Origin of the sequence: Selenomonas ruminantium AC2024, assembly GCF_000687995.1 — a bacterium.
GTDB classification, from domain to species: Bacteria; Bacillota; Negativicutes; order Selenomonadales; family Selenomonadaceae; genus Selenomonas_A; species Selenomonas_A ruminantium_B.
Window position 1 is genome coordinate 2,575,824 of the sequence record NZ_JIAC01000001.1, and the last position, 12,679, is coordinate 2,588,502.

Consider the following 12,679-nt stretch of genomic DNA (forward strand, 5'->3'; position numbering starts at 1 on the left):
GGTAAACCTTGGGATTGTATTTTTTGCCGTAAGTCAATGGGAAAATTGGGAGTGTGATTTACAAATGATTAAGAACATGACCATCTATGTCATCCTCAAACTGGAATATGGCAAGGGCCAGGAAAATGTCTACTCCAGCATCCTCAACGTGTCCTCCAGCAAGAGCACCGCGGAAACCTTCAAGGAACACTATGAGGAACAGTTCGCCGACGAAATCCAGAATGAGCACGATGGCCGCTTCGTCTCCATCCACATGCACAAAGCACTGGTGCAGCTGGATGATGAAATCATTGCCCCGGATATGTTCATCCGCTTTATCGGTGACAAGAAAATCAAGGAAACCTTCTAAGAAAATTCATTAATTGCCGCAATAAATAAAATAAATATATGTAAAAAAAATTCCCGCTGAATCATAAAAATTCAGCGGGAATTATCATTTCATAAGAATGGTCGGGATGACAGGATTCGAACCTGCGGCCTCTTCGTCCCGAACGAAGCGCGCTACCAAACTGTGCCACATCCCGGCAACGAATAATAGTATAGCGTAACTCTGCAGGAAATGCAAGTATTTTTTTCATATTTTATAAAAAAAATTAAAAACCATGTGAGTGGAACGAACTCACATGGTTTTTTCACCGATAAGCAATTACTTATCGTAATGGGTCACATTAAATTTGGGCTCTCTGCCGTTATCGGTTACCCCGCCAACGGGAACCGCTTCTTTTTCCTTTTCCTCTTCGGCCTCCAGCGCTTCATTCTGAGCCTGCTGTGCCAAAGTAGTCGGTGGAATCAGTGCCGGGTCACCGTCTTTCGGACCGTTGTTATCGTCCTTAGGCGGTTCCTTGGTCTCTTCCTCGGAGATTTTGCCCGTTTCGAGCAGTTCTTCGAGCTGCTTGGCCGTGAGCGTTTCACGCTCGATAAGAGCCTGAGCAATAAGTTCCAGCTTGTCGCGGTTTTCCGTAATAATCTGACGGCATGCTTCATAAGCATCTTCCAGGTACTTGCGGACTTCCTTATCGATTTCGCTGGCCACTTCTTCGGAATAGTTGCGTTCCTGATGGAAGTCGCGGCCTAAGAACACCTGATGGTTCTGGCTTTCGCCATATGCCACAGGGCCTAAGACATCGCTCATGCCGTACTGCATGACCATGCCGCGCACCATGCGGGTTGCCTGCTGAATATCCTGCGAAGCACCCGTGCTGATTTCCTTGAGCACGATTTCCTCTGCCACACGGCCGCCCATGGCAACCTTGAGCTTATCAAGCAGCTCGGACTTCGTGGCGTAGTTGCGGTCTTCCTTCGGCAACATCAGCGTATAACCGCCGGCACGGCCGCGGGGAATAATCGTAACCTTATGTACAGGGTCAGCATGCTTGAGCATCATGCCCACGAGGGTATGACCACCTTCGTGATAAGCCGTCAGACGCTTTTCCTCATCGTTCATGATGTGGGATTTGCGCTCTGGGCCGGCCATAACGCGCTCAATGGCTTCTTCCAGTTCCTGCATGTAAATCTTTTTCTTATCCCGGCGGGCAGCCAAGAGAGCTGCTTCGTTCACGAGGTTGCTGAGGTCAGCACCCGTAAAGCCCGGGGTACGGCGGGCCAGAATGTCGAGGTCTGCCCCTTCATCCACCGGCTTGCCGGAGGTATGTACTTTAAGGATAGCCAGACGGCCGCGCACATCGGGTTTATCCACCACAATCTGACGGTCGAAGCGGCCCGGACGCAAGAGCGCGGGGTCGAGGATATCCGGACGGTTGGTTGCCGCGATGATGATGATGCCTTCGTTAGCAGCAAAACCATCCATCTCAACAAGCAACTGGTTCAGCGTCTGCTCGCGTTCATCATGGCCACCGCCTACACCAGCACCACGCTGACGGCCCACTGCATCGATTTCATCGATGAATACGATACAGGGCGCATTCTTCTTGGCCTGGTCAAAGAGGTCACGCACACGAGAAGCACCGACACCGACGAACATCTCCACAAAGTCCGAACCGGAAATGGAGAAGAACGGCACGCCAGCTTCACCGGCAACAGCACGGGCCAAGAGGGTCTTACCAGTACCCGGAGGGCCAAAGAGCAGCACGCCCTTCGGAATGCGGGCACCCAAGTCGTTGTACTTCTTGGGATGCTTCAGGAACTCAACTACTTCTTCCAGTTCCTGCTTGGCTTCATCAGCACCAGCCACGTCTTTGAAGTTGACCTTAATCTTATCCGAGCCACTCATACGGGCACGGCTCTTGCCAAAGGACATCACCCGGCCGCCGCCGCCCTGGGTCTGCTGCATGATGAAGAACCATACACCGACGAGCAGGAGTATCGGCAGCAAGGACGAGAACATCGTGGACCACCAGGGTGGTTCCGGCGGATTTTCCGCATTGATCTCCACTCCCTTGGCCGAGAGTTTATCAAAGAGCTTCGGGTCGCGGTTCGGATTGTCCGGGGTAATCGTCGTAAACTCCGTACCATCGGTCAATGTACCGCGAATGGTGTTTTGAATGAGAACAACTTTAGCTACTTTGCCTTCATCCACTTGTTGCAGGAAGCTGGTGTACCCCACTTCCTGTTTAGTCGTGTTCCTTGTCGAAAAATAATCAATGATGGAGATAGCCACCAGGATAATCAACAAATAGAACCCTACGTTGCGTAGAAACTTATTCAATCCATTGCCCTCCTTCCGAGAGACCTCAGCCCCTCAGGATTTTTAGTTGTCGGCGTAAATCTCAGGTTTCAGCACGCCGATATACGGCAGGTTACGATAAACCTCGGCATAGTCAAGGCCATAGCCCACCAGGAATTCGTCCGGTACTTCAAAGCCGCAGTAGTCGATAGGTACTTCCACCATACGGCGGGACGGCTTGGAGAGCAGCGAGCAAAGTTTTACGGACTTCGGCTTGCGCTCCTTGAAGTACTTGTTCAGATAATTCATCGTAGTACCGGAATCTATTATATCTTCGATAACGATGAGGTGTTTTCCTTCAATGTCGTAGTCCAAATCTTTAAGAATCTTTACAGAACCCGTCGTAGACGTACCATTGCCATAGCTCGACGCAATCATGAAGTCAAAGCGCACAGGCAGTTCCAGACGGCGAACCAAGTCCGTGTAGAACATTACGGCGCCCTTCAAAATGGCTACACAGTAAATTTCTTCCTGAGCATCCTTATAGTCTTCCGTAATCTGCTTTGCCATTTCGGCGATACGGTTCTGAATCTGTTCCTCCGAAAAAACAACTTTCTCGATATCTTCGTGTAACATGCTTAATTTCCTCTCTTCTCTATACCTGAGATACAAAATTCTATGATAATCCGCAGCGCCCTGCAAGCAATTTGCACTGCGCCTGCGGCCAATCATCCAGATTACCTCACTGCCCGCTGCAAGCAGGGGCAGTGTATCCCGCTGTTCATGCGGAATCTTATCGTCAATCATGATTTTCTTGAGCTTCTTGCGCCCGCCGGGAAGGTTCATAAAATCGCCCGGCTGACGCTTTCGCAGAACCAACGGCCCTGTGAAATGTTCCGGATGCAGATAAAGCTCCTCGGGGCTGGTCTTTGCCCCCTGGTATTCTGTCCTATCCTGCCACTGCGCAATCAGCTGAAAATCCCCCCAGCAGGTTACGCCGGGAATATTGACGGTCACCTCTGACATGTCAAGATTTGACTTGTCAATTTGACCGTCAGATTTTGACTTGTCAATGGTCAAATAGCCATAGGCCACATGCGCCAGATAATGGTGAGTGAGTTCCTGCTGGCTGCTGGTTCTGCCGGTCAAAAGTAGCTGGCGCAAAAGCTCCGTCTGGGCAAAACTCAGGTCAAGGCTGCTGCCCGTAACCCTCTCCCAAAGTTTGCGGATAAGGCCCCGCTGCAGCGCCGGGTGAAGTTTAGCCACCGTTTCCTGAACAAGTGCTCCATCCTCCTGCCGCATATAGGCTTCATCCTCACAAAAGCGCGCAATCTCCCCTTGCAGGAAGTCGCTTTCTTCAGCAGCAACCTCAGCGAGCTGGCAGAGCGCCCGCCGGATTTCGGGATTGTATTCCCGTTGCAGCTGGGGCAAAAGCTCCAGCCGCAGACAGTTGCGGGTGCAGTCCGCCTCAAAGTTGGTCGCATCTTCCCGATAGGGAATCTGCTCCTGCTGGCAATAAGCCAACAGCTCCGCCTTGGTGACCTTGAGCAATGGCCGCACAAGATGGCCGTCCTCTCCGCTTTGGGGGCGCATTGCCGCAAGGCCGCTTACTCCGGTTCCCCGCAGGATGCGCATCAGCACCGTTTCCGCTTGGTCGTCGGCATGATGGGCCGTGACGATATAGTCAAAGCCCTGCTCCTGACGCACCCGCTCCAAAAAATCATAGCGCAGGCTGCGGGCTGCCTGTTCGAGCGTATGCGAACCTGCTGCCGCAAGCTCAGGCACATGACCATGCTCCACAAAGCAGGGAATCTGCCGCTCCCGACAAAAATCTTCCACAAAGCGGGCATCGGCCAAAGAATCCTCGCCACGAATGCCATGCTCGTAATGAGCCGCAGCAAGCTGCCACGCATTCTGCGTGGCGAGCTTACTAAGCATAGCGAGCAGCGCCATGGAATCAGCTCCACCGGAACAGGCTATGAGAACCTTGGCCCTTTTGGGCAGTAACGAACAAAAGCACCCTTTGCAGAGTGCTTCCAGTTTATGCCAGACCATCAGTCACGACGGGAGCCACGCCCGCCACGCTTGGAATCAGTCTTGCGGCGCAAGTCCGTCAGGCGCTCATCGCTGTCCTTGAGGAACTTGGAAAGTTTATCCTCAAAGGAAGCCGAAGTAGCACTGTAACGATTCGGTTTTCTAAAGTCACGGCCCCCGAAATTATTTCTGGGTGCACGGAAGGAAGAACGCTCACGAGCTGGGGCTTCGGTGCTTTCCTCGGCCTTTTTCTCCTGCAGCTGCTTGATGGACAGGCCAATCTTGCCTTTCTCATCAATGGCTACTACCTTTACCTTAACCTTGTCTTTCTCTGCCAGGAAATCATGAACATCCTTTACATACTCATCTGCTACTTCCGAAATATGTACAAGTCCTGTTTTCCCCTCTGGCAATTCAATAAATGCTCCAAAATTTGTGATGCCCGATACGACACCATCCAGCACGCTGCCAACTTCAATGGACAAATTAATTCTTCCTCCTTAGAGTATTTGAGAATACAAAATTTATTATACCCTTGACAACTCGCGGGTGTCAAGGCGTACAACGCTTAAAAGCTTATTTGTGACCGGTGCTGTAGGGGAGTTCCCCGGCTCTGGTCATGCCCAGTTCTTCGCGGGCGATTTTTTCGATATAGCCCAGTTCATTGAGCTGGCGGGCTTCCTCTTTGAGGGCGGTATTTTCCTTCTCCGCCGCTTCCAGTCTTGCCTTGGCCGACGCATACTCATCCGCGGCCTGACTGAGATACACCTGCTGGGAAATCAAAATCGAAGCAAAGTAGACAATAATGGCAAGCATAATCAACGCGAACCAATTTATCTCGCGCCTTTCCCGTCTTGCTTTCATCATTATCCCTCCTTGCAAAGATTTCTCAATCTATTCTATAATAACCGCAAATTTTTCCCATGGCAAGGAAAAACTATGTTTCCGACCACTGAAAATAATTCGTGGTGGCAATCCGGCGAAAATAGGCCTGACAGTTAGGACAATGAAAATGGTCTTTGACATTTTCCATATCGGGCCGGCCATTGACCAAAGTCACAGCCCGGCCTTCCACATAATCCATCAGCTCACCACAGCGTGGGCAGACGCATTTGTTATTTTCATCCCGCTTGAGCTCCGTAGGTTTGAGCTCGCCTGTAGGAATCCATTTATCCCGGTTCTTAGGGCCAGCATCCTTGGGTAAATCATGCTCATCATAAAAGCCGGAACCTAAAAGTTCCTGAAAGTACACGCCACAATGGTCACACTCGTGTTTGGGCAAAATGGAGGCCATGTCCGCACGGCCGCCGACAATCTGTACCGCCGTTCCATCCACGAAACGCAATGGACGGCCGCATTTTGGGCATATATAATTATTGGTTTCATTTTTCTGCAGCTGATATACCGCCATATTATCACCAATCTTCCCCATAAATTGCCTATTTGCGGAACCCGCATCTATATTATTCCCTATGGCCTGCCCAAAAACCTGCTGACCGCAAAATTATTTTCACAATTTCCTGGCTGGCTAGTGGCTTGGCACTTTGCAGCGCCTGCTCATGCATCTTTTCCAGACAGCCGCCGTGGAAAATTTCTTCCACCGCGCCTGCCAGCTTCTCACCGGGATGGAGCCAAACTGCCGCACCGTGTTTGGTGGCATAGACAGCGTTCTCCGTCTCGGGCCCGGGGATGGGGTCGTGGAGAAGCATGGGTGTGCCTAAGGCAAAGGCCTCGCTGATGGTCAGAGCACCTGGCTTAGTGATCAGTAGATCCGCCGCCCCCATCAACTTGCGCACTTCTTCGGTATAGCCCCAGACCCGGATGGTATGATGGGAACCTTCGGCAAAATCTTCCGCCTGCTGCTGCAGCTGGCTGTTGCGTCCGGCAATCACCAGCAGGGTCAGCGGCTGTTCGATTTTTTCGAGTTCCTGCAGAGTGCGCTCAATGCCGCCTAGTCCCAGGCCGCCTCCCATCAGCAGGATGACCTTCCGCTCCTGGCCAAAGCCCAATTCCCTGCGCAGTTCAGCTTTGTTCGGCAGGTTCAGCACTTCGCTGCTGATTGGAATGCCGGTGACATGAAGATTTTCTGCCGCAAAGCCCTGCTCCGTCATGGCCTGCCGCATGGCTTCCGTCGCCATGAAATAATTTTCCACGCCGCTGCAGAGCCACATCTGATGCAGAGAATAATCTGTCATCACCACCGACAACGGCAGATTGCTTTGGTGCTTCTCCTTCCAGAGAGACACCGTTCCGGCGGGAAAGGGATGCGTGCAGATGATGCCATCGGGCTGCAGTTCATGCTGCAGTCGTTCAAACACCGGCAGCATGAAATAGGCAAACATATTCTTGCCGCAGCTGCCCCCTGTCTCGCTGGAGGACAATTTATAAAAGACATCATAGAGATTGGGCACGAAGTTCAGCATTTCCAGATAGATTTTCTTCGTGAGCCAATGCCAGAAGGATGTGCTGCGGGCCATAAAGTCCACCGTGACGATTTCCGTTTCCGGCTGCTGGCGTTTGAGCTCCTGCGCCACCGCCTCAGCGGCTTTGATATGGCCGGAACCGATGGATGCCGTCAGTATTAAGATTTTCTTCGCAGCCATCCGCGCCGCCTCCTTGTCCGTAAGATTTCACACCTGCCTATTGTAACACAAATCAAGCAGTGAGGCCACCATCCACAGTCAAAATCGTACCGGTGATGAATGCAGCCTCCGGTGATGCCAAAAATTTAATGGCCGCCGCCGCTTCCTCTGCCGTGCCGATACGCCCCAGCGGATAAACGGAAGCCATTTCCCGCAGGGCATCTTCCCTGTTTGGCGATGCCTGCAGCTGCGCTTCTGTCAAAGGTGTCAGAATATCGCCCGGGGCTATGGCATTGACCCGCACCCCGAAGCCAGCCAGTTCCAAAGCCAAGGCCTTCGTGAACATCACCACAGCCCCCTTGCTGGCACAGTAGAGGCTGCAGTAGTAATTGCCATGAACACCGGCATCGGAAGCCACGTTGACCAGATTGCCCCGCGACTCTTTGAGATAGGGAACCGCGGCCTGACTGAGATAGTACGTGCCCTTGACGTTGATGTCGAGCACTGTGGCAATCTCTTCCTCCGTCATATCTTCAAGGGCCCCTTCCACATAAATGCCTGCGGAATTCACGAGCACATCAAGGCCTGCCCATTTTTCGATAACCTGCTGCAGGGCCTGCCTACAGTCGGCCAGACGGCTGACATCCCCCTGGACAAAGATGGCTCTGTCGCCTGCCTCCAGTTCCTGCAACGCAGTCTTGCCCCGCTGCTCAGACCTGCCCATTAAGGCCACCTTGGCTCCTGCCTGCAAAAATAATTTAGCGGCGGCCAGGCCAATGCCGGAAGTGCCGCCGGAAATCAGAATTCGTTTGTCTCGCATTTATTACACCACCTCATCCGGACGCTTCGCGCCCACTGTCCGGGGAGTCCACCGGACTCCCGCGGCTACGCCGCCCCCACACGGGGAAGGCATACACAAAAACCGTGCCCCGAAGAGCACGGTTTTTCTTATGATTTTAATCAGCCGTTGACTGCATCCTTCAATGCCTTGCCAGCTTTGAAAACCGGATTCTTTGCTGCCGGAATTTCAATTTCTTTGCCCGTCTGGGGGTTACGGCCTTTGCGGGCAGCGCGTTCTTTCACTTCGAAAGTACCGAAGCCGATGAGCTGCACACGGTCGCCCTCAATCAGAGCCTGCTGTACGCTTTCGAAGAAAGCACCCAGAGCTTTTTCAGCATCCTTTTTCGTCAGACCGGATTTTTCTGCAATATTAGCTACCAATTCAGTTTTGTTCATGATCGTAGCCTCCTTAAAGAAGATTATTACTGCTGACGGCCAGCCGCCAGCCCCGCGGTTCAATCCGCTATAAGAGAATTTAACAGAAACCTCCGGAAAAATCAAGGGTTTTCGCTAAAAAAGCCTTGTAAGGCCACATTTTTCGCCTGTTTCAGGCCTTTTTTGCAGAAAGCGGGCGGATGTAAAGGCTGGTCAGGTGGTCCAAATCCGGCTGGCGGTCCAGCTCGAAAAGCGGAATCTGGCGGATGCTTTCGTCCTCCATAGCCAGGTTGTGAATATAGGTAATCTCGTATTCATCGGGATAGAGGTCCATCAGCATCAGTTTGGCATCGCTGGCAATGGGCTGGCTGTAGACCTGTGTGATAATCAGCGACTGCGCCGGTGTTTCTTTCAGCGTCTCAATGTCCAAAGCATCCAAAATAGTAAGGCCCTCCACCGGGTCAATGCCCAAACGGGTGTACATGACCTCCACAAAGCTCATGCCAGGGCGGATGTCCACTTCCACATCCGTCTCCTTGCCCATGTCGCGGAGCAGTACTACAGTGCGTTCTGCCACCAATGGACTGCCCGGCACCACATAGACAAGCTCCCCCCATTCTCTGACTTTTTGCAGCAGGTCAGCGGCAATGCTGCGGTACAGCGCTTCAAAATCCGCCGCTTCCTCGTAAAAGCCATCATAGGTGCTGTAGGTTATCCCCGCTTCATCCAGCGCTGCCACTGTGGGATGGATTTTCGTGCGCAAAATAAGATGCTCAGCCTGCTGCATCAGGTCCCAGCTCTCCCGGGTGATGAGTCCGGCGTGACCTGGGCCCAATCCCACTACAATTATCTTTGCCATATTAGTATCTTCCTCATTTCTTTCCTGCTTTTTCCTTGGCGTCCTTGCTGCCTAAAGCCTTATCTTCCTCACCGCTGGCCAGGAGCAGCAGGCGCAGGACGAAGTTTGTAATCTTCTTTTTCTGGCTGTCTTGCAGGGCAAAGCGGAAACCGTTTTTCCCGGGCAGGGAGCGCATGCTGCGGCCCAGCACCTTGTCCACGGCAATCAAGCCCTTGGCAGGCAGACGATGCCCCGGCAGAATGTAAATATCCAAAGCCTTGGGCAGTTCGCTGATGGTGCGGATTTTGAGTGCCCGCGCATAATTTTTGATTTTGGCGACTTCCAAAAGGTTCATCACCGCAGGAGTGGGCTCGCCAAAGCGGTCAATGAGCTCATCGAGCAGATTTTGTATTTCCTCATTCATGCGGATGCCCGCAATGCGCTGATAAATCTCAATCTTGTGCATGGCATCGCTGACGTAATCTCCGTCAATATAAGCCTCCACCTGCAGGTCGATGATGGGGTCAGGCTGCACTTCTGCCACTTCCTTTTCCCCATGCTGCAGTTTGTCTATCGCCTCTTCCAAGAGCTTGCAGTACATCTCAAAACCGACGCTGGCAATATGACCATGCTGCTGGGAACCCAAGAGGTTGCCCGCACCGCGGATTTCCAAATCCCGCATGGCAATCTTAAAGCCCGCGCCGAGTTCCGCAAATTCCTTCATGGCCTGCAGGCGCTTTTCGGCAGTTTCCGTCAAAATCTTATCCGCCTGGTAGACAAAGTAAGCGAAGGCCATATGATGGGAGCGGCCCACGCGCCCACGCATCTGATAGAGCTGCGAGAGGCCAAAATGGTCCGCATTGTAGACAATGATGGTGTTGGCATTGGCCACATCGAGGCCATTTTCTACGATGCTGGTTGCGAGGAGAATATCGTATTCCCCTTCGTAGAAGTCCATCATCACGCGCTCCAGAAGTTCCTCGGGCATCTGGCCATGGGCAGTCTGCACCCGGGCATCGGGCACCAGCGCCTCCAGCTTTTCCCGCATGCGGTCGATGGTATCCACGCGATTGTAGACAAAGTAGACCTGACCTCCACGCTTCAACTCACGCTTGATGGCACCGGCAATAATGGCGTCGTTATCCTCCACCACATAAGTCTGCACGGGGAATCTGTCCGCCGGCGGCGTTTCGATAATGCTCATATCGCGGGCGCCTACCAAAGACATATGAAGCGTACGGGGAATCGGCGTTGCCGAAAGGGTAAGCACATCAATGCCTGCCGCGAGCTTGCGGATTTTATCCTTCTGCTTGACGCCGAAGCGCTGTTCCTCGTCCACAATCAACAGGCCTAAGTTCTTGAACTGCACCTTGTTCTGATTGAGGATGGCATGGGTGCCAATGAGGATATCCACCTGACCCATCTTGACTTTTTCAATGGTCTGTTTCTGCTCTTTGGCCGTGCGGAAACGGCAGATAACATCCACCTTGGGCACGAAATCCATAAAGCGGGCGTTAAAGGTCTGAAAATGCTGTTGGGCCAGCACCGTGGTCGGCACGAGTACCGCCACCTGCTTGCCGTCCATGGCAGCCTTGTAAGCCGCGCGGATAGCCACTTCCGTCTTGCCAAAGCCCACGTCACCACAGAGCAATCGGTCCATGGGCTTTTCCCGTTCCATATCCTCCTTGATTTCGGAGATGGCCTTTAACTGGTCGTCCGTTTCCTGATAGGGGAACGCATCTTCAAAATCATGCTGGCTGCTGTCGTCCGGGGAGAACGCAAAGCCCTTGGCCTGCTTCCGCTTGGCATAGATTTCAATGAGCTGCTTGGCAATATCCTCGACGGATTTTTTCGCCCTTGCCTTGGCCTTGACCCATTCCGTGCCGCCCATGCGATGCAGGCGGGGGACTTCACCTTCGGCACCGATGTATTTCTGCAGCAAATTGACCTGCTCCGTAGGCACATAGAGCTTATCATCGCCGCCGTATTTGATATGCAGGTAATCCTTGTGGATGCCGCCCACGTCCAAGGTTTCAACACCGATATATTTACCGATACCATGGGCAGCGTGTACCACATAATCTCCGGGCTTAATGTCGCGGAAGTGGGAAAGTTTTTCATCCTTTCCCTGCTTGCGGATGGCCCGCCGCTTGGCATGGCCGAAGATGTCTTTCTCCGTCACCACCACGAGGCTGGAGGCCGCCAGTTCAAAACCGTTGATGAGCCGCCCCACCTGAATGTTGACGCAGTCCGTGCGCAGCTCAGCTCCCTCTTCAATGACCAATGAGGGGTAACGATGCCGCGCCAAAAGTTCCCGCAGGGAGTCAGCCTTGGCCTTTTCCCCCAGCAGGATGAGGATATGCTGTTTCTGCGCCAGCCAGCGGGAGATTTCGTTGACGAGCAAATCCATCTGCCGCTGGAAGCTGGCCACATTCGGAGCCGTAAAGCTGATGGTCTGGGTAGCTTCGGCGCCATGAACCTGCTGCAGCAGCATGGCCGAGTAAATCACCCGATTTTCCCGGGCCGCTTCCTGAATATTTTCCCAGCTGAACACTTTGTTCTTGATGTCGGGATTTTCCCGCACCATGGTACGCATCTGTTCCCTCAGACGCATGGGCTCATCAAAGAGCACCGTGCCCTTCCCTTCCAGATAAGACAGGAACACTTCTGCCTGACCTGTGCTGTCCGTCTGCGCCAGAGGCATGATGGCCGCACTGCTGATGTTTTTCAGGGAGCGCTTAGTGCCCAGGTCAAATTCGCGCAGGGAATCCACTTCGTCGCCAAAGAATTCAATGCGCACAGGATTTTCCGCATTGATGGGATAAACGTCCACAATGCCGCCGCGGGCACTGAACTGGCCGATGCGCTCCACTTCGTCTGCATGTTCATAGCCCAGCTGCACGAGCCGCTGCAGGAGCTTTTCGAGGGGAATTTCCTCGCCCATGCCGATATTCAGGCTCAGCCGGGCAAAGTCCTGACGGCTCATGCCCTTCTGCACCGCCGCCGTGGCCTTGGCCAGTACAATGACATTGTCCTTGCGCATCAGGCGTACCAGCACATCCATGCGGCGGGCGGAGCGCTCCATGCTGCGAGCTTCGGCCTGCACCGTCATCATATCCAGTTCCGGCAGTTCCAGCACTTCCGTCCCCGGCAGCAGGGAGAGCAAATCCTCCCGCCAGTCGGAGATGGCTTCGTTGCTATGAACCAGAATGACCAGCGGCTGGGGCGCCGTGCTGTAGGCGGCCGCCAGTACCACATGTTTCTGGGAACCTGTCAGACCGTAGACCAGTGTTTCCTGGGGCTTGGCCTGCAGGCAGGCCTGCAGTTTCTTAACCCCGGCATTGCTGCTCAAGGCAGCAAATAAAGAATTCATCGTCACACCTCAAT

General features: G+C 53.1%; 11 protein-coding genes, 1 tRNA gene and 1 pseudogene. 1 reads left to right on the forward strand and 12 read right to left on the reverse strand.

Annotation, left to right across the window (positions count from 1 at the left end; translation table 11 throughout):
* The first annotated feature begins 64 nt into the window (after window positions 1-64).
* Entirely contained in the window at window positions 65-349 is a 285-nt protein-coding gene (locus P157_RS0112230; RefSeq protein WP_026761244.1) for a hypothetical protein, read from the forward strand.
* 98 nt (window positions 350-447) lie between these two features.
* Here the strand turns inward: P157_RS0112230 and P157_RS0112235 are convergent.
* From P157_RS0112235 to mfd, 12 genes and pseudogenes are all read right to left on the reverse strand, one after another.
* Window positions 448-524, reverse strand: a tRNA-Pro gene (locus tag P157_RS0112235).
* A 122-nt stretch (window positions 525-646) separates the two neighbouring features.
* Window positions 647-2,665 carry an ATP-dependent zinc metalloprotease FtsH gene (gene ftsH / locus P157_RS0112240; RefSeq protein ID WP_026761245.1) on the reverse strand — a complete coding sequence of 673 codons (2,019 nt, stop codon included), beginning with the start codon at window positions 2,663-2,665 and terminating at the stop codon, window positions 647-649.
* 42 nt (window positions 2,666-2,707) lie between these two features.
* Window positions 2,708-3,259, reverse strand: a complete 552-nt coding sequence (hpt, locus tag P157_RS15775) for a hypoxanthine phosphoribosyltransferase (protein WP_026761451.1) — start codon at window positions 3,257-3,259, stop codon at window positions 2,708-2,710.
* Between the two features lie 81 nt (window positions 3,260-3,340).
* Window positions 3,341-4,678 (reverse strand): annotated as a pseudogene (tilS, locus tag P157_RS15780) (tRNA lysidine(34) synthetase TilS); the annotation flags it as partial.
* Window positions 4,678-5,142, reverse strand: coding sequence for a S1 domain-containing RNA-binding protein (locus P157_RS0112255; RefSeq protein WP_026761246.1), 465 nt, complete (start codon window positions 5,140-5,142; stop codon window positions 4,678-4,680). The pseudogene tilS and the gene P157_RS0112255, both read right to left, overlap by 1 nt.
* A gap of 91 nt (window positions 5,143-5,233) precedes the next feature.
* On the reverse strand, window positions 5,234-5,524 hold the full coding sequence (locus tag P157_RS0112260) for an FtsB family cell division protein (RefSeq protein ID WP_329811766.1): 291 nt from the start codon (window positions 5,522-5,524) through the stop codon (window positions 5,234-5,236).
* Between the two features lie 70 nt (window positions 5,525-5,594).
* Entirely contained in the window at window positions 5,595-6,089 is a 495-nt protein-coding gene (locus tag P157_RS0112265) for a hypothetical protein (RefSeq protein WP_026761248.1), read from the reverse strand.
* A 31-nt stretch (window positions 6,090-6,120) separates the two neighbouring features.
* Window positions 6,121-7,260 carry an MGDG synthase family glycosyltransferase gene (locus tag P157_RS0112270; protein ID WP_026761249.1) on the reverse strand — a complete coding sequence of 380 codons (1,140 nt, stop codon included), beginning with the start codon at window positions 7,258-7,260 and terminating at the stop codon, window positions 6,121-6,123.
* A gap of 52 nt (window positions 7,261-7,312) precedes the next feature.
* On the reverse strand, window positions 7,313-8,059 hold the full coding sequence (locus tag P157_RS0112275) for an SDR family NAD(P)-dependent oxidoreductase (RefSeq protein WP_026761250.1): 747 nt from the start codon (window positions 8,057-8,059) through the stop codon (window positions 7,313-7,315).
* Window positions 8,060-8,199: 140 nt separating this feature from the next.
* A complete protein-coding gene (locus P157_RS0112280; RefSeq protein ID WP_026761251.1) occupies window positions 8,200-8,475 on the reverse strand; it encodes an HU family DNA-binding protein in 276 nt (91 codons plus the stop codon).
* 151 nt (window positions 8,476-8,626) lie between these two features.
* Window positions 8,627-9,313: an SAM-dependent methyltransferase gene (locus tag P157_RS0112285; protein ID WP_026761252.1), complete on the reverse strand. Its 687-nt coding sequence runs from the start codon at window positions 9,311-9,313 to the stop codon at window positions 8,627-8,629.
* A 13-nt stretch (window positions 9,314-9,326) separates the two neighbouring features.
* A complete protein-coding gene (gene mfd / locus P157_RS0112290; protein WP_026761253.1) occupies window positions 9,327-12,665 on the reverse strand; it encodes a transcription-repair coupling factor in 3,339 nt (1,112 codons plus the stop codon).
* Window positions 12,666-12,679 lie beyond the last annotated feature (14 nt).

Bases quoted from the DNA above. Each gene is read 5' to 3' on its own strand.
- P157_RS0112275 (WP_026761250.1), bottom strand. From the start codon at position 8,059: ATGCGAGACAAACGAATTCTGATTTCCGGCGGCACTTCCGGCATTGGC.
- P157_RS0112260 (WP_329811766.1), bottom strand. From the start codon at position 5,524: ATGATGAAAGCAAGACGGGAAAGGCGCGAGATAAATTGGTTCGCGTTG.
- mfd (WP_026761253.1), bottom strand. From the start codon at position 12,665: ATGAATTCTTTATTTGCTGCCTTGAGCAGCAATGCCGGGGTTAAGAAA.
- P157_RS0112265 (WP_026761248.1), bottom strand. From the start codon at position 6,089: ATGGGGAAGATTGGTGATAATATGGCGGTATATCAGCTGCAGAAAAAT.
- P157_RS0112280 (WP_026761251.1), bottom strand. From the start codon at position 8,475: ATGAACAAAACTGAATTGGTAGCTAATATTGCAGAAAAATCCGGTCTG.
- hpt (WP_026761451.1), bottom strand. From the start codon at position 3,259: ATGTTACACGAAGATATCGAGAAAGTTGTTTTTTCGGAGGAACAGATT.
- P157_RS0112270 (WP_026761249.1), bottom strand. From the start codon at position 7,260: ATGGCTGCGAAGAAAATCTTAATACTGACGGCATCCATCGGTTCCGGC.
- P157_RS0112230 (WP_026761244.1), top strand. From the start codon at position 65: ATGATTAAGAACATGACCATCTATGTCATCCTCAAACTGGAATATGGC.
- P157_RS0112285 (WP_026761252.1), bottom strand. From the start codon at position 9,313: ATGGCAAAGATAATTGTAGTGGGATTGGGCCCAGGTCACGCCGGACTC.